Below are 22,553 nucleotides of genomic sequence, written 5' to 3'. Positions count from 1 at the left end.
AAGTTTGTTTTAATTTTATGATTTAAAGCGTTTCGTTCAGCCATTTGAAGAATTCTCCCTGCCAAACCTGAGCATTTTGTGGTTTTAAAACCCAGTGATTTTCATCTGGAAAATACACAAAACGGCTTTTGATTCCTCTTAACTGCGCAGCCTGAAAAGCTTCTTGTCCTTGCCCAATCGGTACACGGAAATCTTTTCCTCCCTGAAAAATTAAAATTGGTTTATTCCAATTTTGAACCAAAGTTGCAGGGTTAAAAGTAGTGTAAGCTTTTTGAGCCACAGCATTATCTTTTTCCCAATATGGTCCGCCAAAATCCCAGTTGTTAAAGAAAACTTCTTCAGTAGTTCCTAACATACTTACCGTATTGAAAACACCATCGTGAGCGATGAAAGTTTTAAAACGGTTTTTATGAATTCCTGCTAAATAAAATACAGAATATCCTCCGTAGCTTGCTCCAACACATCCTAAACGACTTTTGTCAACGTAGCTTTCTTTGGCAACATCATCAATTGCAGAAAGATAATCGTCCATAACTTGTCCACCCCAGTCTTTACTGATTTGTTCGTTCCACTCAACACCGTGTCCCGGCATACCGCGACGGTTTGGTGCCACAACCACATAACCTTTTGCAGCCATTAAAGAGAAATTCCAACGGAAAGAATACGATTGTGTCAAGGCACTTTGAGGTCCGCCCTGGCAGAACAATAAAGTTGGATATTTTTTAGAAGCATCAAAGTTTGGAGGTAAAATAACCCAAACCAGCATTTTTTTACCATCGGTTGTCGTAACGTAACGTTTTTCAGTTTTGCTTAATGCTAAAGTTTTATAAGTATCAGTATTTACATTTGATAATTGTTTCCAGGTATTTTTCTTCAAATTAAAAGAAAAAATTTCTCCCGCATGATTCATGTCTGTTCTCGTTACGATGATATCATCTCCAGAAAAACCAACTAAATCATTTACATCAAAATCTCCAGTTGTTAACTGACGAACTTGAATCGCGATTTTAGTTAAACCTGGGAAATTAACAGAAAAAAGTTGCTTTGTCCCGTCAATTGGTGCAACAAAAAACACTGTTTTCCCGTCTTTGCTCCAGATAAAATTATCTACAGTTCCGTTCCAATTTGCCGTTAAGTTAGTTTTGATACCTTTAAACTCAACAATAATATCGTTTTTGTCAGACTCATAACCGTCACGTTTCATTTGTAACCAAGATAAATTTCCTGTTGGAGAAAATTGCGGCGCTGTATCGTAACCTAAATTATCTTCGGTTTTATTTGTTGTTTTTTGAGTCTCTAAATTGTACTCATAAATATTAGTGTTTGTAGAAATTGCATAAGCCGTTCCTGCTTTTTTCTTGCACACATAAAAAATACTTTTGCTGTCTGGCGACCAGATATAATCTTCGTCACCTCCAAAAGGTTTCTGCGGAGAATCAAAAGTTTCACCTTTCAGGATGTCAATTCCTTTTACGCCGTCTTTGTTTTCTTTATAAAAAACGTGATTAAATTTTCCTTCGTTCCAGGTGTCCCAATGACGATAATCTAAACCATCATAAATTTGAGCATCAGATTTGTCTAATTTTGGATAAAAATCTTTACCTAAAACATTCTCGATTTTTACTTCTTCATTATAAACTAAATATTTTCCGTCAGACGAAACATTTTTGTCAGCCAAAACCTCTTTTGTGTCTTTAATTTCAGTTGCATTTCCTCCGTTTACCGGAATGGTGTAAAATTTAGAATGCGATTTGTTTTCTTCTACAGAAGGCGTAGAAACTTTAAAAACCACATTTTTTGCATCTTTAGAAATTCCAAGCGGAGTTACTCTCCCTAATTTCCATAACAATTCCGGCGACATAACATTCTGCCCGATAGCGTTTAAACTCATCATTATTAAGGTTGTTAATAATACTTTTTTCATAATAAAAATTCTATTTTTTTGTGCGCTAAAAATACAACATTTAAATCCCAAATAGTTAAATTCTAAATTCCAATTTATTGTTAAAATTCCAAATTCCAAAAATGTTACCTTAAATTTTATTCGCCACGAATTCACGAATTATTTTAATAATCTTTAAGAATAAAAATTCCTGCTATTAAAAAATCAACAGCAAGTTTGCAATTTGAATTTTTAAAAATTGAAATCTATCTATGTTTAAAATTTATTTCCTAAATTGGAATTTGGAATTTAAAAGATTGGAATTTATATAAATACAGAAATGGAATTTAGCTATTGGGAACTAAAAAACTGGTTCACAGATATTGATTATACAATTGTGGGCAGCGGAATCGTTGGCCTCCATACAGCTTTGCGCTTACGCGAAAGATTTCCTGCTGCAAAAATTTTAGTTCTCGAAAGAGGAATGCTGCCACAAGGCGCGAGCACAAAAAATGCCGGCTTTGCCTGTTTCGGAAGTCTTTCTGAAATTTTAGATGATTTAAAAACGCATTCTGAAGAAAATGTTGTGGCGCTTATCGAAAAACGCTGGAAAGGCTTGCAGTTACTTCGAAAAAGGCTTGGCGATTCGGCAATCGATTTTAAACCTTACGGCGGATATGAATTGTTTTTGAAAGAAGATGAATTTGGGTTTAGTGAATGTATTTCGAAACTGTCCTTTATAAACGAAATTTTAAAACCGCTTTTTAAGGCCGAAGTTTTTTCTAAAGAAACGGACCGTTTTGGATTTGGAAATATTCAGGATTATTTAATTTTTAATCCGTTTGAAGCACAGATCGATACCGGAAATATGATGCAGGAATTGTTGAAGCAAGCCGTATCCGCAGATATTTTAATCCTGAATCAGCAAACTGTAACTTCTTATTGTGATGCCGGACACCATGTTGAAGTTGTGCTGAACGATTTTAGTTTTAAATCAAAAAAAATACTTTTTGCGACAAACGGTTTTGCAAATACTTTGACAAACGGAGCGGTAAAACCGGCAAGAGCACAAGTCTTGATTACGGAACCTATTAAAAATCTGGATATAAAAGGAACTTTTCATCTGGACCGCGGTTATTATTATTTTAGAAATATTGGTGATCGAATTCTTTTAGGCGGAGGCCGGAATCTAGATTTTGAAATGGAAACGACAACCGAATTTGGCCAGACGAAAATTGTTCAAAATAAATTGGAAGAGTTGTTGAAAAATGTAATTTTACCAAATCAGGATTTCCAGATTGCGCACCGTTGGAGCGGCATTATGGGAATTGGAAATAGTAAAAGCCCTGTTGTTTCTCAATTGTCTGAAAACGTGTTTTGTGGAGTACGTTTAGGCGGGATGGGAGTGGCAATAGGCAGTTTAGTAGGAACAGAATTAGCAGATTTAATATAATGGCAGCACCCAAAAAACCAGCACCAAAAAAAACAACAACCGCAAGTAAACCAAAACCTAAAACGTCTGCAAAGAAATCAAATCGTTCTTTTAGCGAAAAAGTAAAATGGTTTTTGATTAAAACAATGTTGTGGTTTTTTGGAATTTCGATAGGATCGGTTATACTTTTTAAATACGTACCGGTTCCTTTTACTCCTTTAATGATTATTCGGGCAATCGAAAATAAGTTAGGAGGAAAAGAAGTTTATTTTGATCACGATTGGGAGCCAATTGATAAAATCTCCATGAATTTACAAAAAGCCGTAATCGCGAGTGAAGACGGAACTTTTTTAACGCATAACGGTTTTGATTTTAAAGCACTTCAGAAAGCCTATAAAAGCAATGAACGCGGACGCAGAATTCGAGGCGGAAGCACAATTTCGCAGCAAACGGCAAAAAACGTCTTTTTATGGCAGGGAAAAAGTTATTTCCGTAAAGGCCTTGAAGCTTATTTTACCGTTTTAATTGAAATTATTTGGGGCAAAGAACGTATTATGGAAGTTTACCTAAACAGTATCGAAATGGGCGACGGAGTTTACGGTGCCTATGCGGCGACAGAACATTGGTATCGCCGGGATGCTTCGAGTTTAACACCAATGCAGGCGGCAGGAATTGCGGCAATTTTGCCAAATCCGAGAAAATTTAAAGCTACGGGCTCGTCAAGTTATATCAACAGAAGAAAAGAAAGAATTGTTCGCGAAATGCGTTACGTTGGAAAAATCAATTATAGCGGAGATGGGAAGTAAAAAAGCACTTTTTGCTTTTCTGATTTTGACAGCAACGTTAACTTTTGGACAAGGAAAAACTAAGGAAATAGGTTTTATAACCGACAATGATTTGTACACTTCGTCTAAAAACGACATGTATTATACCAATGGTTTAGAGATTTTTTATCGTTTTTTATCGAAAAACAACAACGAAAAAATCAATAAAAAAATAACCGAATTTAGAGCCGGGCAATATATTTATAATCCGAGATTTATTAATAAAGAAGCTGTTGATGTAAACGACCGTCCTTTTACGGGTTATCTTTTTGCAGAAGCCGGCAGAAGCTTTTTTTATCAAAGCGAATCGGTTTTAAAAGCTAATTTTCAATTAGGATATATGGGGCCAAATGCTTTTGGAGAAGAAACGCAGGAAGGTTTTCATAAACTTATTGGATATAAAACAGTTTACGGCTGGGACAATCAGCTGCATAATGCTTTGGCGGTTCAGGCGCATGTTATGTATTCGAAGAAATTATTTCCATCGAAACATAACGATTTTATAGATCTTCATTTTCAGTCGGAAGCTAATTTGGGAACTATTTTTACAGGAGTTTCAACAGGATTTTTAACCCGAATTGGCTTTAAGAGACTAACTCCAATTTATGATTCAAATCTTCATGATGCTTCGGTAAATGCGAATGCACAGCCAAATATCAGAGAATTTTATTTCTACGCCATGCCAAGTGTAAATTATCAGTTTTATGATGCAACGATCGAAGGCAGTATGTTTAACGATACAAGTCCGATAACTTTCGATTTGGTCCCGCTTCGTTTCAATGCCGAGTTTGGTTTGAAATATCGTCACAATAACTTCAATATGTCTTATTCTTTTATTTATCGTGGAAGAGAATTAGAAGGCGATGTTAATGATACGAATACGGGTTATTTTTTTGGGTCGATTCGAATGGGGTTTTTGTTGAGGTAATACTTGTAACTTAAAAAGTAAATGAAGAGAAATAATATTTTTATTGTTACAGCTTTAATTTCTACCATTTTTGTTCATGGTATGCAAATTGGTGAAAGCAGTCTTCCGTTCGAAAACAACGACATAACAGTTGGAAAATTAATGGCTGGTATGGTTATGCTGTTTGTTTATTTTATACCAACAATAATCTGCTGGAAAAAAAGAAATAGTAAATATCTCTTAATCATAAATATACTTACCGCTTGGACAATATTGGGCTGGTTCATATGCTTTATTTTGGCTTTTAATATCAATAGGAAGCATGCAAGAATTATCGTGGAAACGAAAAGAAAAATGAAAGAAGAAAAAAAGAAAATGAAGGAGGCGAAAAAGATCGCGGAATTTAGCCCTGACAAAGTAGATGTGTAAATGTTTCTCGAATTAATCTAAAATAATGAATCGTTTCATATATAAAATATTGTCTTTAATTTTTGCTCTTTTTTTTGTTTATTGTATGGTACAGTTTATTAGTACCGATGCCTTTAGAATTAGAATTTTCAGAGGTTACATAGATGTAAAACTTGTTGCAATGAGAGTGTTGATTCTTCTAGTCAGTTTATTTGGAGCGTCAGTTTTTTTCTTTATTGATAGACAAAAAAATAAATAATATTTTTTGTATTTAGTTTTCGGCTGTGGATTACAGATCCGTGCAGTCGAGATATAAAGTCCCTATGGTACAAATTGTTTTTGTGTGTAATGTTTTTTCTACCGATATGTAACTCCTAACGGAGTTTTTAAATTAGATTTGAATAAACAGATATCATACACAAAATTCAATAGATATTTTCTACCGATATTTAATTAGTGCGAAATACTCCGTTAGGAGTTACATATCGGTAGATATATATAAAAACACAGCCCAATAAATATCCCGTAGGGATTATATTTACAGTTTAAAATGTTACAATGTTTGTAATTTTATATTTTTCCATGTATTGATTGCCCAATCGAAATCTTCTTCCTCATCAAAATAAAAAGCGGTTTGAAGTACTTCTTTATCAATTATAGTAAAACCAAAAAGTACATTATATATTTTTTCTTCGTCATTTTCTTGTATCAGATATCCTATTCTTGAAACTTGGCTATCGGAAAATTCAAATTGATCTAATGTTTTAGAAAAAGTTTCATCTCGATTAGTAATATCATGTTTGCATTCCTCATAAAGTTCGTCTTTGTTTTTTTGTAAATTCCATATAGTTAACCTAATAGATTTATCTCCTGTTGTATAATATAAAGTTCCATCTTCTTCAATTGTTCTTTCAAAGAGGTTGTTGATTTCAATTGTCCATTCTTCTGTTAATTTGTGAGTAGTCATATAATCATCTTCCAAATCAAAATCAGTGACTTTATACCATCCAGAATCATCACTTAATCTTTCATAAACAGAACCAATTCCTTTTAATAAGATATCTTTAAGCGAAGGGTCAATCTTTAAAATGGTAGAAGGATTATATATGCCGCTGTTGTCAGGATTGTCAGTGTATTCTTCTGATTCAAATCCTGTAAAAACTCTCCAGCCGCTGTCTTCGGGACGTGTTCTTTTTTCACGATACAAAAATCGAGGTTTCATATTTTTGTCTAGAACCATTTTAGAAACCATAAGTCCTCCGATTGGAGGAAAGTCATCAAAATTATTCTCATTTTGAATTGATTTCTTTTTGAAAAATTTCATTTGATTATGTTTGAAGTATATAATAATAACTTAATTTAACGAAATACATAAATGCATTAATCCAAATTATCTAAATCCATTTCTTCCGCCAGCTGATCCCATTTTTTATTGAGAAAATCTTTTGTCTGTTCCACAAACTTCGGCTCAATATCTTTTAAAGTCTGCGCTTTCGGGCTCAATATCGCTTTTCCATCTTCAAAATAAATATAAGCATGAACGGCATCATCTCCCCAAAAGAAAGGAAAAACGATAGCTTTATTTTCTGTGCTTTCAATTACGTATTTTTCCATGCTGATGATAAAGGCGAACATGGGTATCATTTCTGTGAAATTCTGACTGAAAAACATCATTCCCCAATGCCATTCTTCGGCAGCTTCATCATAATCTGAAAAAGCCATTGCTTCGGGATAATTGATCCAGCCGTCAATAACTTCTTCATTAGTATCGTCGTTATAGGTACGCAGTAATTCTGGAGCCAGTTCCATTTTTGAATACATTTTGCGGCTGTTCCACCAGTCGAGCCAGTTTTTATTTAATTCCGGTTCTTCAAGCGGACTATTTAAAAACTTTTCCAGCTGCGGTTTTGTGATTTTTACTTTACAATATAATGAGCTTAATTCAGACATGGTTTAAGATTTTATTTTGTATAATATTTATCATGATATTTTGATATCCATTACCATTCTATAAAAAATAAAGAATGATTATCGGGATCTTTTAAAAACAATGCCAGTCCGCCGGGATATTCCCACGGACCGGAAAATGTGCCGCACTCCATTTTCTCCGGATCAGACTCGGAGGTTTCAGGAAGCTGGTTTTTAAGGAATCTGTCGTAGGCTTCTTTTATATCGGCTTCATTTATTTCGATAGTTCCATCATCCTGAGGCTTTTTTGAACTGCTTATTTTTAATTCGAAATCACTGCCAATGGGTACCAAAAAACCTTTTGACTTACTTAAATCTTCGTTTTCGAGATTAAAAACTTTTTGATAAAAATCAAATGATGACTGGAGATTGGAACAATAAAGCCCAAAAGAAATTTTCATAAGCTGCTTTTTTTAAATCATTTTATTAATGACGATTGTCACACTGAAGATAAATTTCTTCATTTGATTTATCAATAATTGAGATTCCCGGACATCCAAATGATTCATACAAAAAACCAAAAACAACTTGCGGTTTGTCTTTAAAAAGTTTTCCTGTCCATTGGTTTGCATCGGGTCCATCTTCGTAATTAAGCGGAGCAGGAGAGGTGCCTTCGCTTTGGCTGTAAAGTTTTTCAATTATGATAGCTGCAGTTTTAGAATCGGCAACTAAAAGACGTCTGGCATAAATTATTTTGTGATCATCAAGATAGTCTTGTAGAAAATAATTATAACTATCTGTTTTAAATAAATAGGTATTGCCTGCTACTGTGTTCTTTAGCAAAACACGGTCTTCATTTTTCATTGTTTTAGACGGATAGTCTTTTTTTGCAATTTTTTTCCATGCAATTGGCTTTAAACGTTCTTTTGAAAACGGATTTTCTTTGCCAACATATACCAAAGCATCTCTATAATATTCGCTGAAACCATTTAAAAATTTTTTATTGATTTCGAAGCCAATCATGTAATCAAAGTTGTGGTAAGGTATGTCATCTGAAGAAGAATAACCATTTAACATCGCAGCGGTTTTTAGATTTTTTACTGCAAAAGAAGCCAGTTTGTTTTTAGCATAATCTAATATGAAAACAGAATCGTTTTCGGAGATATTGGTTTTTGATAAAAATCTTTTTCTGTAGATTTTATCAAACGTAAAATACTCAGCATCGTTTTTCTCTAATTTTTCAAGATTGGGTAAAGCAAGCGTATCTTTTTCGTCACCTATTGGGTATATGTCCGAAAGCGAAACAAAAGCAATATCACTGCTGTCTTTTTGCATAACCGTAAATAAATTGATACTTTCTTTTCTGGGAGCTGATTCTTCTTCGATTGTATCATTTTCTACTGCTGCAGTTTTGTCTACTGCTGGGGTTTCTTGGGTTTCGATGGTTTTTTTATCGTTACAAGCAAAAAATAAGAAGGCTGTCGCGGCGAGTAATGTTTGTAATTTAATATTCATAAACGTGGTATTTAAATGTGCTTTTTAAGTTTATAATTGATTGTGATTACCGATTATAAATGTAAAAAAAGTTTTCACAAAATAAAAAGCATTCTTTTCTGACCTCAATAGAAAAGGTATCTTTTTCTAGCTTACGGGTTTAAAATGAAGTTCAAAAAATAATGCTTAACATTTTGATAATATGGACTGTAGTTTTAAATTTTTACTTTTAATTAAAATTTAAGATTATGGAAATTAATTGGGTTGTAATAGGAGTAGTAGCCGTTTTGATTGTTATTTTGGTTGTATTAACAATTAGAAAAAATCAAAAGGAAAAAAAGAAACTTACCGATTTGCTGAATAATGATTTCAAAAAAGCAGAAAAAGACAGAGTTGATGCTGAGGATTCGGCAAACGAAAAGTAGATAATGAAATCAATAAAAAAACCGTATTACCATTAAGTAATACGGTTTTTTCGTGGAGAATACCGGATTCGAACCGGTCACCCTCCCGATGCATCGGGATACTCTAGCCTTTTGTTTCTATTAAGCTTTCAATGTATTTACTGCTCTTCATTTTTTTTATTTGCAACTCTCTTTTCATCGCATCACTTCGGGTTTCAAAAGTTTCGTAATATTTCAATTCCCAATCTTTTACAACCTTAGTAAATTTACTTCGACTATTTAAATGGTCTTGCAAACGTTTCTGAATATCTTGACAAGAACCAATATAATATTTGTTAAGAGTAGCTGAATAAAGAATATAAGTATAAAACATAATGGCTATAAATGAAAATACCCGAACGTTTTTGTTCGGGTATTTTTGTTGTGATAAAATTGTAAAAAAATTGTGGAGAATATCGGATTCGAACCGATCACCTCTTGCCTGCCAGGCAAGCGCTCTAGCCAAATGAGCTAATCCCCCTTGTTTTGTGAAGAACACCGAATTCGAACTGTCACCATCCCGATTTTCCATCGGGACGCTCTAGCCAAATGAGCTAATCCCCCAAAGCGTTAACAAATAAAGTCAAATATTTATCAAAAAACAAATTTCGGAACCTATCAGACAAAATATTTTTCAAAACCGTAACTTTACATTTAAAAATATTTTTATGAGTTCAGAAAACACAAAAGGATCTTTAGAGACTTCTTTTCAAGATACAATTGCCACAGTACAATTTGGGCATCCTGCAAGTAATTCTTTTCCGCGTGCATTACTAGATCAATTAACAACAGAAATTAATGAATTGAGCCGAAACGAGAATGTTTCGGTTATCATTTTAAAAAGTCAGGGCGCAAAAGCTTTTTGTTCCGGCGCATCGTTTGATGAACTTTTGCAAGTCGAAAATGAAGAGCAGGGTACAGAATTTTTTTCTGGTTTTGCACATTTGCTAAATGCAATGCGCAATTGCAATAAATTGATTATTGGCCGCGTTCAGGGAAAAGCTGTTGGCGGAGGAGTGGGAATTATTGCAACCTGCGATTATGTTTTTGCAGCTCCGGAAAGTGATGTGAAATTGTCTGAGTTAGCAATCGGAATTGGACCTTTTGTAATCGAACCGGCTGTTTCTCGTAAAATAGGAAAAACCGCAATGGCCGAAATGACTCTGGCGGCGCACGAATGGAAATCGGCAGACTGGGCTTTTCAAAAAGGACTTTATTCTGTTTTATCCAATTCAGAAAATTTGGATAACGATGTTCAGAATTTTGCCCAAAAATTAAGTTCCTATAATCCGGAAGCACTTCAGGAAATGAAAAAGATTATTTGGGAAGGAACAGAACAATGGGAATCGATACTAATTGAACGAGCTTCAATTACAGGAAAATTGGTTTTGTCTGATTTTAGCAGAAATGCGTTGAGACAATTTAAAAAGTAAATTTTTGCCACAGATTCATAAGATTATTTAAATCCATTTAATCTGTGAAATCTGTGGCAAAATAAAAATAACAATTAGAACAATCTTAAAATGAAACTGATTTCATTATTTCAAAATGTCGATGTTGCAGAGAAAATTAAAAACGCTCCAGACAGTGGTTATCAAATTGGAGTTTTGATTGGATCTTTTATTCCGTTCCTGTTTTTGATAGGAATTGCTTACTGGATGTATATCAGAGCCAAAAAAAGAGACAAAAACGGTTATTAATTTGTAAATTTGCAACCTTAAATTAAAAATCGATGAGTAATATCAGAATTACAAAACAATTTAGTTTCGAAACCGGGCATGCACTGTACGGTTACGACGGAAAATGCAAGAACGTTCACGGGCACAGTTATAAATTGTCGGTAACCGTTATTGGCTCGCCAATTACTGACAGGTCTAATGTGAAATTCGGAATGGTGATTGATTTTTCTGACCTAAAGAAAATTGTAAAAGAAGAAATCGTCGATCAATTCGATCATGCAACTGTATTTAACCAAACAACGCCGCATGTCGAATTAGCAAATGAATTAAAAAATCGTGGACATCATGTAATCTTGGTTGATTATCAGCCAACAAGTGAAAACATGGTAGTTGATTTTGCAGAAAGAATTATCGCAAGACTTCCATCTGGAATTTCTCTTTTTTCACTTAAACTTCAGGAAACAGAATCTTCATTTGCAGAATGGTATGCAAGTGATAATTTGTAAAAAAGTCAAAAGTCAAAAGTCAAAAGTCAAAAGTTTCTAAATTATAATCTAAGAAGTCTAAGACTCTAACTATCTAATAATCTAAATGAAAAAAATATATTTTGCTTCAGATCAACATTTTGGTGCGCCAACTCCTGAGTTGAGCCTGCCGCGCGAGCAAAAATTTGTGGCTTGGCTTGATAAAGTAAAAGAAGATGCCGAAGCTATTTTTTTATTAGGTGATTTATTTGATTTTTGGTTCGAATACAAAACAGTTGTTCCAAAAGGCTTTGTACGTGTTTTAGGAAAACTGGCTGAAATTCGCGACAGCGGCATTCCGATTTATTTTTTCGTTGGAAATCATGATTTATGGATGAATGATTATTTTCAAACTGAATTAAATATTCCAGTTTATCACGACAATAAAGAATTTACTTTTAACGGAAAAACTTTTTTAATTGGCCACGGTGACGGAAAAGGACCTGGCGATAAAGGTTATAAAAGAATGAAAAAGGTATTTACAAATCCGTTTTCAAAATGGCTGTTTCGCTGGCTTCATCCAGACGTTGGCGTAAGTTTAGCCCAATATTTATCAGTAAAAAACAAACTGATTTCCGGAGATGAAGATGTAAAATTTTTGGGAGAAGAAAACGAATGGCTGGTTTTGTACGCAAAGCGTAAATTAGAAACCAAACATTACAATTATTTCATTTTCGGCCATCGTCATTTACCTATGATAATTTCGGTAGGTGAGGATTCAAACTACGTAAATCTGGGTGACTGGATTGGGTATTTTACTTACGGTGTTTTTGATGGCGAAACTTTCGAGCTTCAAAAATTCGAATCGTAACTACTTTTTATTCGCCGGATAAATTCCAATTTTGTGTGTTCTTAGAATATAATTCGAAAGCTGTTTGCTGTTTGAAAGCTGAAAACTAATCGCATTCGACGATTTTTTCGGCATATGACATTCTACACAATTATCGGCCAACAATTTCTCAGGCATTATTTTCAGTGTTTTTTCATTGTGTTTTAAACCTTGATGGCAGCTCATGCAAATTTTAGAATATGAGGCCATGTTTTTCGAAGCATTTTCATGCGGATTATGACACGTAATACAATCCATTTTGTCGCTGTTTATAAAACACTTGCTTTGTGCCATTAAACGAAACTGATTCCCGTGAACATCAAATTGAGCAGTATCAGTTATGCTTCTGGTATTTCTGTAAAAATCAGATAAATTATCTCCCGGTTTAAATTCAAAACGCGATTTCATTTTCATACCGTCATTTCCGGCATGACAAAGTGCACAGGCATCCAGTTTTTGCTGTCTGTTTAAAGCTTTAAAACGGGTAATGCTATTTGCTGTTTTTACATTCGGATTTTTTAAATGAAAATCAACATGTTTTTTTGCAGGGCCGTGACAGCGTTCGCAATCAATTCCGTAAACAATGGTTCTTTTATCGATAATATCTTCAACATCCATAGATAGAAAATTGCGGTCTTCAGAACTTTGATTTACACTTCTGCTGCTGGCATTGGAAGCGTGGCACGCATAACAATCCTTAACCACCATTCGGTCAAAATATGGTTTGTCTGCAGGGAATCCCGGACTTGTAGCCCAATTATGGATAGAATTGTAATACGAAACGGGTAATTCGTAAGTGTTATTATGACGCCAGTAAACAGATGTCTGTGCATGTTTAACCCCAAAAACAATTTCAAATCGATGCGCTTCTACTTCTTTTCCGTTTTTATATAAAACCTGATAAAGACTATCGTTGCGTTTTTCCATGACTAATTTGGTGTTTTTGTCATAAATAAAAATATGGTTGCCTTCGTCAAAATCGCCTAAAACATTTTCTGAAATTGCGGGAGCAGTAGCTTTAAAGTGTGAACTCTGCAACGCCATGTTGTATTGAACCTGATGACATTGAATACAGCTTTCAGAGCCGGCATAGTCAGTTCCGCGCGGATCAATATATTCATCAGATTTGTTGCTGCAGCTGGTAAAGAAAACTGATAAAACAACAAGGGTAAAAAGAATGCCAATTTTTTTCATTGTTGTAAATATACTTTATTTTGAATACAATCAAAATATATTTCAATAATGAAAAAATGTTGTTAAAATATTTAGAATGTTTTTAGTTTAGGCCGGCTCCGTAAACATATTCATCTAGTTCGATTTTGAATAAGGAACCTTCAACCAAATCTTTAATTGATTTTAATTCAGTCATAGAAACGGCAAGGTCTATTGAATTGCAGGGCGTTTTCAATAAAAATTTATGGCAGGAATATTTCATTTCGCAAGCTTCACAGCAAGCATTTTCCATCATACTGTCCTCGATTAAATCGCAAAACTGATTCAATTCGGATACACTAAAATAAAAGCCTGTTTCTTTAAAAACCAATTGTACTTTGTCAAGAATGGTTTGGTTATTTTGTTTCCAGTAAAAGGCTATTCCAAAATTGTTATGATATATCTGTTCTATTTCTCTCATCGTAAATCCTTTTATTTGAACAAATATAAATATTATTTATATTAATTCTAAATAAAAAAATCATAAAAATGATAAAAAATTATTGACACATTGTGTTGAGGTAAAAAGTCAAATTCTGACCGGTTTTAGACCAGCTGCTCATGTTTCTTTCTCTATAAAAACTATTTTCGGTAACGGATACGGCTGTAGAGATAGAAAAAAATCTACTTTTTTCATCGGTTTTAATGCTTTCGATCCATTGAATGGTAACCGCAATATCTCCCATTTCTTTATCGAGATAAATATCGTAGGGTTTTAAATCAACTGTAAACAATCCGAGTTTGTTATCTTTTACCTCAAAAATGATATCTTTTTCAATTAAGATTTTTGAAGGCAGATCATTTTCAACTTTATAGAAATTAAGTCTGAATTTAACCGATTTAAAATCATTTGAAGTAATGTTGAAATTAAAGTCATTCACTTTGCAATCTTTTTTAATTCGAAATTCCATTCCTCTTTCGCGACTTAAATAATCATCAACAGTTTTGTCAAAAGCATAGAAGAAATTAGAATGCATAAGTGAGAGACCTTTTGTGCTTCTTCCAAATTGTTTTGATTTAGGCTTTTTGAAAGATACCACAACCTCTTTTAAAATGTTTTCAGATGGTATCATTGCAACAATATTATGGCTCGATTTTAGTTGACTGACAAGTACTTTTTTTGGTTCAAAACCAATGTGAGAAAAAACAATTGTATCGTTTAAGCTAACTTTTTCATTAAGCTTTAAAGTGAAATTTCCTTTTGCATTCGAAACTGTACCGACATTTCTGTTTGCAATTCCGATATTTACATATTCTAAATTAAGGCCATTTTGAGAATTTTTAATTTCACCGGAAATGTTGTTTTCCTGCGCGTAAATTCCAAAAGATAAAAACACAAAAAGTAGAGTAGTGGTATATTTCATTTGCTTAGTTTTTTAAATAAAGAAATGAAATAAGATTAAAACGGAATGTTACTTTATCCAATTTTTAACATTTGAAAGAAATTTATTTTTGCTGATCTACAAATAAATAATGAGAGCAGTTGTCTAAGAAAACAAAATGATTTTCCCCTACAATCTCTTTAAGTGAAGCAATTTGCGCTGATGAGAAAATGCCGTCTTCTTTTCCGTAAATGGCAAAAATTGGAACTCCTTTGGCTTTAATTTTCTTTAAAAAAGGCCTGCTGTCGATGTTATTTTGTTTTTCGTTTTGATAAAAAAGCAAAGGCGCATTTTTGTTCCTAATGTTGGTTTTAAAAAATTCTCCAGCTTCATAATCGGCATATAATTTTTTAGATGCTGCAGTTGGGTTTGGCATTTTAAAAAAGTCATTTTCACTTGCAAGATCAAAACAGCCTTTTCGATATTCGGCTGAATTTTTGTTTAAATTTTCTACAGTACTTATTTTCTTTAATTGTTCAGAATCAGTGCTGTATTTTTTCTTCAACGTATTTAAAATATGATCGTAAGTTTCCTGTTGCGAAAACAAGGCTCCGGCTAAAACCAAAGCCTTAACATTCTGAGGATATTTATTAGTATAAAGTGTAGCAACCAAACCGCCAAAACTATGACTAAGTAAGACTGCCTTTTTTAAATGATATTTTTTATAGATTAAATTTAAATCCTGAAAAGCTTCTTCATAAGTAAATTTCGCATCAGGATCTGCAGATCTTCCTTCACCTCTTCGATCGTATGCAATTACATAAAAACCTTGATCAGCAAGATTTTGAGCTGTTGTCCCTTCAAATAAAGTTGCGTTGCCGCTTGGGCCGCCGTGTATGAAGATTAAAGGTTTATTCTTTTCGTTTCCGTATGTTTTGATATAGAGATTTTGACCGTTTGCGTAAAAGGAGATTGTTAAAACGAAAACAAGAAGAAGTGTTCTCATTATTCTGATTTCTGATGATCTTCCATATCTTTATTAAGATCTAAATTTCTAAAGGTCGGTGATTTTAACGCTGTTACGATAACGGTCAAAAGTGTAATGCTCCCTCCAAAAACAACCGAAGTAACAGTTCCCATTAATTTAGCAGTTGCGCCACTTTCAAAAGCACCTAATTCATTAGAAGATCCAACAAAAATAGAATTTACAGCACCAACACGTCCGCGCATATGATCGGGAGTTTTAAGCTGTAAAATGGTTTGGCGAATCACTACAGAAATTCCATCGGCAAGTCCGCTCAAAAATAAAGCAAAAACAGAAAGCCAGAATGACGTAGAAAGACCAAATAAGATGATAGATAACCCAAAAACAAATATGGCAGCTAAAAGTTTCTTTCCTGCATTTTTATATAAAGGCACATACGCAGAAACAAGCATCGTAATGAAAGCTCCCACCGCAGGAGCAGCTCTTAATATTCCGAAACCTTCAGCACCCACTTTTAAGATATCCTGCGCAAAAACAGGCAATAATGCTACTGCGCCTCCAAAAAGTACAGCAATCATGTCAAGTGATAAAGCACCTAAAACAATTTGATTTTTAAATACAAAAGTTAAACCTTCTGTAAGACTGTCTTTTATCGATTCTCCAATCTTTGGATTTACGATTGGTTTTGTACTAATCTGTGATAAAGCAACTAATGAAAGAAGAGAGAACCCGAAAACCAGACACATTGACCAGTGCACGCCAATCCAGTTAATGGAGAATCCAGCCAGTGCAGGGCCCATCACAGCTCCGATCTGCCAAACCGAACTACTCCAGGTCGCAGCATTTGGATATGCTTTTTTAGGAATAATAAGTGATAATAGAGAGAAAATAGTTGGACCCAAAAAAGCTCTAACTAATCCGCCTAAAAAAACTAAAGTATAAATGGAGTATAAAATAACAGTTGGGGACCAATCGCCAACAACTTTTGGCCAGGTCAATAAAAACAATCCAAAACTAATTACCGAAAATCCCAGAATACATTTTACCAGTAATCCTTTCTTTTCTTTTTGATCTACAATATGTCCCGCAAACAATGCCATACCAACGGCTGGAATAACTTCCATTAAACCAATAATTCCCAGCGAAAGCGGATTTTTAGTTAAACTGTAAACTTCCCATTCTATCACGATAAACTGCATGGCCCAGGCAAAAACCATTGCAAAACGCAATAATAAAAATACGTTGAATTCTCTGTAACGAAGCGCCTGATACGGATCTGGCTTGTTTGATTTAGTTGTCATTTGTTCTAATGTCTTTCAGCATAAGCTGTGTTGAAATAGTTCCGTTCCATTCATTTTCGGCAATTGTATACGCCAATTGAAACAGATTTTGATTTTGTGCTATATTGAGTTTTTTTCCGAGTCCGAAGCCAATTGCAGCAATTCCGTCGGAGTTAGATTGTTTAGCGAAAAGTCGTAAATGCTCGTCTTCAGAACCTAATGTTTTGGCATAACCGGTATCTTTTACATCCGAAGTCATAAAAACAGGCGTCATATTCTGCGGACCAAAAGGCTCAAATTGTTTTAAAATCCGAATGAGTTTTGGTGTAATATCTGAGAAATTTATTTCGGCATCAATTTCGATTTCCGGAGTTCGCATTTCCGGTAAAATAGTTGCTGAAACCTGTTTTTCAAAAGCTGCTTTAAAAGTTTGATAATTCTCTGCTTTCAAAGTCATTCCGGCTGCGTACATGTGCCCTCCAAATTGTTCCAGATGTTCTGCGCAGGCATCGAGTGCATTATAAACATCAAATCCTTTTACAGATCGGGCAGAGGCCGCGTATTTGTCTCCGCTTTTAGTAAAAACCAAAGTCGGGCGATAATAGGTTTCAATTAATCTTGAAGCCACAATCCCGATAACGCCTTTATGCCAGTCTTCCTGAAAAACCACAGTAGAAAAACGTTCTTCTTCCTGATTTTCTAAAATTTGCTGGAACGCTTCTTTGGTAATTTTTTTATCTAAATCTTTTCGGTCTGCATTGTATTGTTCAATTTCTGAGGCGAATTGTTGTGCTTGCTCAAAATCAAATTCAGTTAATAATTCAACTGCATGATTTCCGTGTTTGATTCTTCCGGCAGCATTAATTCGGGGAGAAATAATAAAAACAACATCCGTAATGTCTAAAACTTTCTTTTTTACCTGATGCACCAAAGCCTTGATTCCCGGTCTTGGCTCCCTATTAATTACCTTCAAACCAAAATAAGCCAGAACACGATTTTCACCCGTTATCGGAACAATATCTGCAGCAATTGCCGTAGCAACCAAATCCAGATAGGGAACTAAATCTTCAATAGTTTCATTTCGATTTTGACCCAAAGCCTGAATTAATTTAAAACCAACTCCGCAGCCGCATAATTCGTCATAAGGATAATTGCAGTCTTCTCTTTTTGGATCTAAAATTGCAACCGCATCTGGAAGAAATTCCCCAGGTCTATGGTGATCACAAATAATAAAATCTATGTTTTTTTCTTTTGCGTACGCGATATGATCGATTGATTTTATTCCGCAGTCGAGTGCGATAATTAATGAAATTCCGTTGTCGTCTGCAAAGTCAATTCCTTTAAAAGAAATTCCATAACCTTCGTCATAGCGATCCGGAATATAAGTGGCGATATTTGGATAATGCGATTTTAAATAAGAGGAAACCAGAGAAACGGCCGTTGTTCCGTCAACATCATAATCACCAAAAACTAATATGTTTTCTTGATTCTGAATTGCTTGTTCTATTCGTGTAACGGCTTTGTCCATATCTTTCATTAAATATGGATCGTGAAGATGTTCTAAAGAGGGACGAAAGAAATTTTTGGCATCTTCAAAAGTATCAATGCCACGCTGAATCAAAAGTGTTGCTACAAAATCTTCTACATTTAAGGCTTGCGCCAAATGTTTGATTTTATCTTCAGAAGGTTTTGGTTTTAAGGTCCAACGCATTTTTTAATTATAGATTTTAGACTTCAGATTTCAGATTCTCAAAACTAGTGTTTATTAAAACTATTAAATCTTCAGGATTTTTATTTTGACTTTTGAAATTGTAAAATTCATTATTTATTGATTCATCCACTGCTTTTCCATTGCTAATTTTGATTAGATATGGAAATCCTTTTCGTTTAGAAACGTTTCGTAACATATGTGAAATATATTCCCGATTATCTTCATTTCTAATGCGTTTACCTTCAAGAAAAACAGGTTCAATATCATCTCTAAGATTTGGAATAATATTTTTTTCGATATAATGATGATTGTTTTTTCGATTGTTGTAACAGAAGAATTTTTTTCCTTCAATCGATACTAAATAATCACTATATCTTTTTTTGAATCGTTTTTTTTGAAAAAACTCAAATATCAAATAAACTAGAATTATAGGAAGAAATAATATAGACAAAGCAATTCCAACTATAATCAGAAATATTATAATTGGGATTTCTTTTAGTCTTTCCTTCATTTTAAAAAGGTATTAGTATTTATTTAAGCTCTAAAGCATTTCCTTCAAACTGGATTCCGTCCCAGCCTAAGTTGATGAAGTTTCTAATGTTTTGGTGATTTGTTCCGTTTGGATCTCCTAAAACTTCTTCAAAATAGAAAGCGCCAAAACACGCTAAAGTTTCTTCTTTGTTTAAGTTTTGCAATTTTGCGAAAGAAAATAATTTACAAGAACCTGAATTTTCTCCGGCTGCATTATGCTGTGTTCCGTTTTGAAAAGCAGTTGGAGTAAAATTGTAATTTTCCTCAATTACTGCGATTGTTTCAGGAAATGTGATTTGGGTTGGGGCTTGTTTTACTTTTTCTAAAAAGACTTGTATGCTCATGATTATAGTTTAATTTTTTGCCACGAATTTACTTCGTCTGTCGCTGTCGCTCGAGTCACGAATTTCCACTAATTAAATTCGTGATAATTGGTGTAATTCGTGGCGAATATTTTTTATTCTTCTTCGTCCTTAGAAAATTTACTTTTCTTAGCTTCTTTTATTATTGTTTTTCCGGCAACGACAACGACTATTTCGCCGCGCGGTGCTGTTTTTTCGAAATGTGCCAGAACTTCTTTTGCCGTTCCGCGTACATTTTCTTCGTGTAATTTTGATAATTCTCTCGAAACACAAACTTGTCTGTCTTCTCCAAAATACTGAATAAATTCAGCTAAAGTTTTAACTAGTTTATGTGGAGAAACGTATAAAATCATCGTTCTGGTTTCTTCGGCTAAAGCCAAAAAACGAGTCTGACGTCCTTTCTTATCAGGGAGGAAACCTTCAAAAACAAATTTATCATTTGGCAGTCCGCTGTTTACTAAAGCCGGAACAAAAGCCGTTGCGCCTGGTAAACATTCCACTTCAATTTTATTTTCGACACAAGCACGCGTCAATAAAAATCCGGGATCAGAAATTGCCGGAGTTCCTGCATCTGAAATTAAAGCGATGGTTTCACCAGCTTTCAAACGTGCAATTAAATTTTCGGTTGTTTTATGCTCGTTATGCATATGATGGCTGTGCATGTGCGTGCCAATTTCAAAATGCTTCAGGAGTTTTCCACTTGTTCGGGTGTCCTCAGCCAAAATCAAATCGACTTCTTTCAAAACCCGAATGGCTCTAAAAGTCATGTCTTCAAGATTGCCAATTGGCGTTGGAACGATATATAATTTTGACATATTTTATTTTAATAATTTAAACACGACCCGAGCGATAGCGAACAGGCGTAGCAATTTCACGAATTGGCACAGATTACAAATGCTAATAAAATTTCACAAAGAAAAAATTCTTGTTAATTCGTGTAATTTGTGTTTGTTTTTTAAGCGAATTTTTTCTCAATAATTCCAAGGTAACGTTCTGCGTAATCGTCTTTTCCTTCCCAATTATTATAATCAGGCTTTACCATGTTTTCGATGAAATCTTTAGCTTCTGCATAAGAATCAAAAGTTAATAATTGGTTTAAAACACGGCTGTAATCTTCTGTACTGTTTCCAAAAAGATTTTTTGTAAAAGCGATTCTGTCATTCAAATCAATATGGAAACCTTTTGCTAGTTTTTCGTTTAAAGAAACTGATTTTGGTTCTTTTGGAGTTTCTAAAACAGGAATTTCGATATTTTTTTTCTCTTTTAAATCATTGTTTGAAGAAGAAACAGATTCGAAACTATCCACTTTCACAAATTGCGCATCGGCATAATTGATTCCGAAATCCTCAAATGCAATTGGAATTGGTGTTGCTTTTGATTCTGTTTTAGGCTCTTCTTTAATTTCCTCTTTTATTTCTTCTGTATCTAACTCAAAAGCAGGTTTAAAATCCGGAATTGGTTTTAATTCATTTACAGTTGTGAAAGAAAGTTCTTCGATATTACTTTCAGGTTCTGTTGCCTTTTCAATTTCTTCAATAACTTCGGGTTCTGCAATAGTTTCTTCGATTGTCTCTTCTTCAAGGTCAGAATCTGAAGTTGTTTCTTCTGCAATAATTTCAGAAGGAATAGTTTCTGCAGGAACTTCGGCTGTTATTTCTTCGATGACTGCAGGTTCAGGAGTTTCTTCCGCTTTAGCTTCTTCTTCCACAGTTGGCGTTTCTACTATAGTTTCTGTCTGAACTTCTTCTTTTTCAAAAATAGTTTCAATTTCAGAACTGATTTCGCTATGGTTGATTGTTGGTTTTACCTCGTCGAAATTTTCATCTACAAATTTTAAAATCGCTAATTTCTCATATAATTTCTGAGTTTCAAGATATAATTGATTGATATCGGATTTATTTTTGAGTTTTAAAATTCGATGTGCAATGCTGATTAAATCGGCTTCCAATTTTTTTTTCATAACTGTTGAAATTATAGTGAATAAGGTATTTTAGTGTATTTGATGTCTGAATGTCTTTATTCTTAAGGAAATCTGATAGATATTTTTTTATTTCTGTTAATAAGCGTCTGCCAATCTCCGATTTGATAAAAATTTTCTACTTTTGAAAAAATGTAAAACAACACATTTTTACGTCGATTTATTACCAGTACAAAGTAATAAAAACTATTCATTTTTAAAGGCAGAAAAATACAAAATGTTTCTCGAAAATACAGTAAATCACAAAGAACAATTTGGTTGGATTGAAGTTATTTGTGGATCAATGTTTTCGGGTAAAACCGAGGAATTAATCCGCAGATTAAAACGCGCCCAGTTTGCCAAACAAAGAGTCGAAATCTTTAAACCCGCTATTGATACCCGTTATCATGACGAAATGGTGGTATCACACGATGCCAACGAAATTCGGTCGACGCCCGTTCCGGCTGCAGCCAATATTGCTATTTTGGCACAAGGCTGTGACGTGATTGGTATTGACGAAGCTCAGTTTTTTGATGATGAAATTGTTACTATTTGTAATGATCTTGCCAATCAGGGAATTCGAGTGATAGTTGCAGGTCTTGATATGGATTTTAAAGGAAATCCGTTTGGGCCAATGCCGGCACTTATGGCTACTGCCGAATATGTAACCAAAGTTCACGCTGTTTGCACCAGAACCGGAAATCTTGCTAATTACAGTTTTCGTAAAACGGATAATGATAAATTGGTCATGCTTGGTGAAACTGAAGAATATGAGCCGCTGAGTCGTGCTGCCTATTTTAAAGCAATGAAAAAAAATCAGGAAAAATAAATCTAAATTCGATTTAACTTTTTATAACCAATAC

The 22,553-nt window shown here is 34.1% G+C and carries 26 protein-coding genes and 2 tRNA genes; 10 read left to right on the top strand and 18 right to left on the bottom strand.

The features are described 5' to 3' along the window. Positions 1 to 22 precede the first annotated feature (22 nt). The gene (locus ASD98_RS21325) at positions 23 to 1,924 is read right to left on the bottom strand and encodes a S9 family peptidase (protein WP_056208969.1); all 1,902 of its coding nucleotides are present in this window, start codon (positions 1,922 to 1,924) and stop codon (positions 23 to 25) included. A 298-nt stretch (positions 1,925 to 2,222) separates the two neighbouring features. On the opposite strand from ASD98_RS21325, the gene ASD98_RS21320 reads away from it, so the two are divergent. From ASD98_RS21320 to ASD98_RS21305, 4 genes are read left to right on the top strand one after another with little or no spacing between them, the layout of a single operon-like run. Continuing rightward, positions 2,223 to 3,335 carry an FAD-binding oxidoreductase gene (locus tag ASD98_RS21320; RefSeq protein WP_056208563.1) on the top strand — a complete coding sequence of 371 codons (1,113 nt, stop codon included), beginning with the start codon at positions 2,223 to 2,225 and terminating at the stop codon, positions 3,333 to 3,335. Continuing rightward, positions 3,335 to 4,120 carry a monofunctional biosynthetic peptidoglycan transglycosylase gene (gene mtgA, locus ASD98_RS21315; RefSeq protein ID WP_056208560.1) on the top strand — a complete coding sequence of 262 codons (786 nt, stop codon included), beginning with the start codon at positions 3,335 to 3,337 and terminating at the stop codon, positions 4,118 to 4,120. Before ASD98_RS21320 ends, mtgA begins: the two co-directional genes overlap by 1 nt. Next, the gene (locus tag ASD98_RS21310; protein ID WP_056208558.1) at positions 4,110 to 5,066 is read left to right on the top strand and encodes a lipid A deacylase LpxR family protein; all 957 of its coding nucleotides are present in this window, start codon (positions 4,110 to 4,112) and stop codon (positions 5,064 to 5,066) included. Before mtgA ends, ASD98_RS21310 begins: the two co-directional genes overlap by 11 nt. A gap of 21 nt (positions 5,067 to 5,087) precedes the next feature. Further along, entirely contained in the window at positions 5,088 to 5,474 is a 387-nt protein-coding gene (locus ASD98_RS21305; protein ID WP_056208556.1) for a superinfection immunity protein, read from the top strand. Between the two features lie 532 nt (positions 5,475 to 6,006). Here the strand turns inward: ASD98_RS21305 and ASD98_RS21300 are convergent. From ASD98_RS21300 to ASD98_RS21285, 4 genes are read right to left on the bottom strand one after another with little or no spacing between them, the layout of a single operon-like run. Continuing rightward, entirely contained in the window at positions 6,007 to 6,777 is a 771-nt protein-coding gene (locus ASD98_RS21300; RefSeq protein ID WP_056208553.1) for a DUF2185 domain-containing protein, read from the bottom strand. A gap of 56 nt (positions 6,778 to 6,833) precedes the next feature. Beyond that, complete coding sequence (locus ASD98_RS21295) at positions 6,834 to 7,403, bottom strand: hypothetical protein (protein ID WP_056208551.1); 570 nt, start codon at positions 7,401 to 7,403, stop codon at positions 6,834 to 6,836. A gap of 50 nt (positions 7,404 to 7,453) precedes the next feature. Continuing rightward, positions 7,454 to 7,822, bottom strand: a complete 369-nt coding sequence (locus ASD98_RS21290; RefSeq protein ID WP_056208549.1) for a VOC family protein — start codon at positions 7,820 to 7,822, stop codon at positions 7,454 to 7,456. Between the two features lie 25 nt (positions 7,823 to 7,847). Beyond that, positions 7,848 to 8,876 carry a hypothetical protein gene (locus ASD98_RS21285; protein WP_056208546.1) on the bottom strand — a complete coding sequence of 343 codons (1,029 nt, stop codon included), beginning with the start codon at positions 8,874 to 8,876 and terminating at the stop codon, positions 7,848 to 7,850. 227 nt (positions 8,877 to 9,103) lie between these two features. Here ASD98_RS21285 and ASD98_RS24165 point away from each other — a divergent pair, with 227 nt between their 5' ends. Beyond that, a complete protein-coding gene (locus tag ASD98_RS24165) occupies positions 9,104 to 9,280 on the top strand; it encodes a hypothetical protein (RefSeq protein ID WP_199866316.1) in 177 nt (58 codons plus the stop codon). 53 nt (positions 9,281 to 9,333) lie between these two features. On the opposite strand, the gene ASD98_RS24065 is transcribed toward ASD98_RS24165, so the two are convergent. The 3 genes from ASD98_RS24065 to ASD98_RS21275 form a co-directional block, all read right to left on the bottom strand. Further along, positions 9,334 to 9,410 (bottom strand) — tRNA-OTHER (locus ASD98_RS24065). Then, positions 9,384 to 9,632 (bottom strand): GIY-YIG nuclease family protein, encoded by a 249-nt coding sequence (locus tag ASD98_RS21280; RefSeq protein ID WP_056208543.1) that lies wholly within the window; start codon positions 9,630 to 9,632, stop codon positions 9,384 to 9,386. Before ASD98_RS21280 ends, ASD98_RS24065 begins: the two co-directional genes overlap by 27 nt. 73 nt (positions 9,633 to 9,705) lie before the next feature. Further along, positions 9,706 to 9,779 (bottom strand) — tRNA-Ala (locus tag ASD98_RS21275). 187 nt (positions 9,780 to 9,966) lie between these two features. Here ASD98_RS21275 and ASD98_RS21270 point away from each other — a divergent pair. The 4 genes from ASD98_RS21270 to ASD98_RS21260 all read left to right on the top strand — a co-directional run bounded on the left by ASD98_RS21270 (position 9,967) and on the right by ASD98_RS21260 (position 12,312). Then, positions 9,967 to 10,731, top strand: a complete 765-nt coding sequence (locus ASD98_RS21270; protein WP_056208539.1) for an enoyl-CoA hydratase/isomerase family protein — start codon at positions 9,967 to 9,969, stop codon at positions 10,729 to 10,731. Positions 10,732 to 10,821: 90 nt separating this feature from the next. Next, positions 10,822 to 10,998 (top strand): hypothetical protein, encoded by a 177-nt coding sequence (locus ASD98_RS24160; protein ID WP_199866315.1) that lies wholly within the window; start codon positions 10,822 to 10,824, stop codon positions 10,996 to 10,998. A gap of 32 nt (positions 10,999 to 11,030) precedes the next feature. Beyond that, a complete protein-coding gene (locus tag ASD98_RS21265; RefSeq protein ID WP_053473283.1) occupies positions 11,031 to 11,483 on the top strand; it encodes a 6-carboxytetrahydropterin synthase in 453 nt (150 codons plus the stop codon). An 85-nt stretch (positions 11,484 to 11,568) separates the two neighbouring features. Then, positions 11,569 to 12,312 (top strand): UDP-2,3-diacylglucosamine diphosphatase, encoded by a 744-nt coding sequence (locus tag ASD98_RS21260; RefSeq protein WP_056208536.1) that lies wholly within the window; start codon positions 11,569 to 11,571, stop codon positions 12,310 to 12,312. Here ASD98_RS21260 and ASD98_RS21255 read toward each other — a convergent pair whose 3' ends face one another. From ASD98_RS21255 to ASD98_RS21210, 10 genes are all read right to left on the bottom strand, one after another. After that, positions 12,313 to 13,524, bottom strand: coding sequence for a cytochrome c3 family protein (locus tag ASD98_RS21255; RefSeq protein ID WP_056208534.1), 1,212 nt, complete (start codon positions 13,522 to 13,524; stop codon positions 12,313 to 12,315). Positions 13,525 to 13,606: 82 nt separating this feature from the next. Next, positions 13,607 to 13,963, bottom strand: a complete 357-nt coding sequence (locus tag ASD98_RS21250) for a hypothetical protein (protein WP_056208531.1) — start codon at positions 13,961 to 13,963, stop codon at positions 13,607 to 13,609. Positions 13,964 to 14,042: 79 nt separating this feature from the next. Then, positions 14,043 to 14,906, bottom strand: coding sequence for a carboxypeptidase-like regulatory domain-containing protein (locus tag ASD98_RS21245; protein WP_056208528.1), 864 nt, complete (start codon positions 14,904 to 14,906; stop codon positions 14,043 to 14,045). 82 nt (positions 14,907 to 14,988) lie between these two features. Further along, complete coding sequence (locus tag ASD98_RS21240; RefSeq protein ID WP_242412148.1) at positions 14,989 to 15,870, bottom strand: alpha/beta fold hydrolase; 882 nt, start codon at positions 15,868 to 15,870, stop codon at positions 14,989 to 14,991. Beyond that, positions 15,870 to 17,150 carry an MFS transporter gene (locus ASD98_RS21235; RefSeq protein WP_056208525.1) on the bottom strand — a complete coding sequence of 427 codons (1,281 nt, stop codon included), beginning with the start codon at positions 17,148 to 17,150 and terminating at the stop codon, positions 15,870 to 15,872. Before ASD98_RS21235 ends, ASD98_RS21240 begins: the two co-directional genes overlap by 1 nt. Then, entirely contained in the window at positions 17,140 to 18,840 is a 1,701-nt protein-coding gene (gene recJ, locus ASD98_RS21230; protein WP_056208523.1) for a single-stranded-DNA-specific exonuclease RecJ, read from the bottom strand. The genes ASD98_RS21235 and recJ overlap by 11 nt, the downstream gene beginning before the upstream one ends. 16 nt (positions 18,841 to 18,856) lie before the next feature. Further along, positions 18,857 to 19,351 carry a hypothetical protein gene (locus tag ASD98_RS21225; RefSeq protein WP_056208520.1) on the bottom strand — a complete coding sequence of 165 codons (495 nt, stop codon included), beginning with the start codon at positions 19,349 to 19,351 and terminating at the stop codon, positions 18,857 to 18,859. Positions 19,352 to 19,370: 19 nt separating this feature from the next. Continuing rightward, positions 19,371 to 19,715: a HopJ type III effector protein gene (locus tag ASD98_RS21220; RefSeq protein WP_056208517.1), complete on the bottom strand. Its 345-nt coding sequence runs from the start codon at positions 19,713 to 19,715 to the stop codon at positions 19,371 to 19,373. A 113-nt stretch (positions 19,716 to 19,828) separates the two neighbouring features. Next, complete coding sequence (rsmI, locus tag ASD98_RS21215) at positions 19,829 to 20,548, bottom strand: 16S rRNA (cytidine(1402)-2'-O)-methyltransferase (protein WP_056208513.1); 720 nt, start codon at positions 20,546 to 20,548, stop codon at positions 19,829 to 19,831. Positions 20,549 to 20,688: 140 nt separating this feature from the next. Next, positions 20,689 to 21,693 (bottom strand): hypothetical protein, encoded by a 1,005-nt coding sequence (locus ASD98_RS21210; protein WP_056208509.1) that lies wholly within the window; start codon positions 21,691 to 21,693, stop codon positions 20,689 to 20,691. Between the two features lie 235 nt (positions 21,694 to 21,928). On the opposite strand from ASD98_RS21210, the gene ASD98_RS21205 reads away from it, so the two are divergent. Next, positions 21,929 to 22,519, top strand: a complete 591-nt coding sequence (locus tag ASD98_RS21205) for a thymidine kinase (RefSeq protein ID WP_056208967.1) — start codon at positions 21,929 to 21,931, stop codon at positions 22,517 to 22,519. Positions 22,520 to 22,553 lie beyond the last annotated feature (34 nt).

Origin of the sequence: Flavobacterium sp. Root186, assembly GCF_001428525.1 — a bacterium.
GTDB lineage: Bacteria > Bacteroidota > Bacteroidia > Flavobacteriales > Flavobacteriaceae > Flavobacterium.
The sequence above is the reverse complement of the archived record's forward strand: the minus strand, read 5'-3'. Positions and strand labels throughout refer to the sequence as shown.

Coding starts and splice junctions, on each gene's coding strand:
- ASD98_RS24165 (WP_199866316.1), top strand. CDS start 9,104: ATGGAAATTAATTGGGTTGTAATAGGAGTAGTAGCCGTTTTGATTGTT.
- recJ (WP_056208523.1), bottom strand. CDS start 18,840: ATGCGTTGGACCTTAAAACCAAAACCTTCTGAAGATAAAATCAAACAT.
- ASD98_RS21270 (WP_056208539.1), top strand. CDS start 9,967: ATGAGTTCAGAAAACACAAAAGGATCTTTAGAGACTTCTTTTCAAGAT.
- ASD98_RS21285 (WP_056208546.1), bottom strand. CDS start 8,876: ATGAATATTAAATTACAAACATTACTCGCCGCGACAGCCTTCTTATTT.
- ASD98_RS21210 (WP_056208509.1), bottom strand. CDS start 21,693: ATGAAAAAAAAATTGGAAGCCGATTTAATCAGCATTGCACATCGAATT.
- ASD98_RS21260 (WP_056208536.1), top strand. CDS start 11,569: ATGAAAAAAATATATTTTGCTTCAGATCAACATTTTGGTGCGCCAACT.
- rsmI (WP_056208513.1), bottom strand. CDS start 20,548: ATGTCAAAATTATATATCGTTCCAACGCCAATTGGCAATCTTGAAGAC.
- ASD98_RS21325 (WP_056208969.1), bottom strand. CDS start 1,924: ATGAAAAAAGTATTATTAACAACCTTAATAATGATGAGTTTAAACGCT.
- ASD98_RS21220 (WP_056208517.1), bottom strand. CDS start 19,715: ATGAGCATACAAGTCTTTTTAGAAAAAGTAAAACAAGCCCCAACCCAA.
- ASD98_RS21305 (WP_056208556.1), top strand. CDS start 5,088: ATGAAGAGAAATAATATTTTTATTGTTACAGCTTTAATTTCTACCATT.
- ASD98_RS21225 (WP_056208520.1), bottom strand. CDS start 19,351: ATGAAGGAAAGACTAAAAGAAATCCCAATTATAATATTTCTGATTATA.
- mtgA (WP_056208560.1), top strand. CDS start 3,335: ATGGCAGCACCCAAAAAACCAGCACCAAAAAAAACAACAACCGCAAGT.
- ASD98_RS21300 (WP_056208553.1), bottom strand. CDS start 6,777: ATGAAATTTTTCAAAAAGAAATCAATTCAAAATGAGAATAATTTTGAT.
- ASD98_RS21250 (WP_056208531.1), bottom strand. CDS start 13,963: ATGAGAGAAATAGAACAGATATATCATAACAATTTTGGAATAGCCTTT.
- ASD98_RS21235 (WP_056208525.1), bottom strand. CDS start 17,150: ATGACAACTAAATCAAACAAGCCAGATCCGTATCAGGCGCTTCGTTAC.
- ASD98_RS21205 (WP_056208967.1), top strand. CDS start 21,929: ATGTTTCTCGAAAATACAGTAAATCACAAAGAACAATTTGGTTGGATT.
- ASD98_RS21255 (WP_056208534.1), bottom strand. CDS start 13,524: ATGAAAAAAATTGGCATTCTTTTTACCCTTGTTGTTTTATCAGTTTTC.
- ASD98_RS21320 (WP_056208563.1), top strand. CDS start 2,223: ATGGAATTTAGCTATTGGGAACTAAAAAACTGGTTCACAGATATTGAT.
- ASD98_RS21245 (WP_056208528.1), bottom strand. CDS start 14,906: ATGAAATATACCACTACTCTACTTTTTGTGTTTTTATCTTTTGGAATT.
- ASD98_RS21310 (WP_056208558.1), top strand. CDS start 4,110: ATGGGAAGTAAAAAAGCACTTTTTGCTTTTCTGATTTTGACAGCAACG.
- ASD98_RS21280 (WP_056208543.1), bottom strand. CDS start 9,632: ATGTTTTATACTTATATTCTTTATTCAGCTACTCTTAACAAATATTAT.
- ASD98_RS21295 (WP_056208551.1), bottom strand. CDS start 7,403: ATGTCTGAATTAAGCTCATTATATTGTAAAGTAAAAATCACAAAACCG.
- ASD98_RS21290 (WP_056208549.1), bottom strand. CDS start 7,822: ATGAAAATTTCTTTTGGGCTTTATTGTTCCAATCTCCAGTCATCATTT.
- ASD98_RS21240 (WP_242412148.1), bottom strand. CDS start 15,870: ATGAGAACACTTCTTCTTGTTTTCGTTTTAACAATCTCCTTTTACGCA.
- ASD98_RS21265 (WP_053473283.1), top strand. CDS start 11,031: ATGAGTAATATCAGAATTACAAAACAATTTAGTTTCGAAACCGGGCAT.
- ASD98_RS24160 (WP_199866315.1), top strand. CDS start 10,822: ATGAAACTGATTTCATTATTTCAAAATGTCGATGTTGCAGAGAAAATT.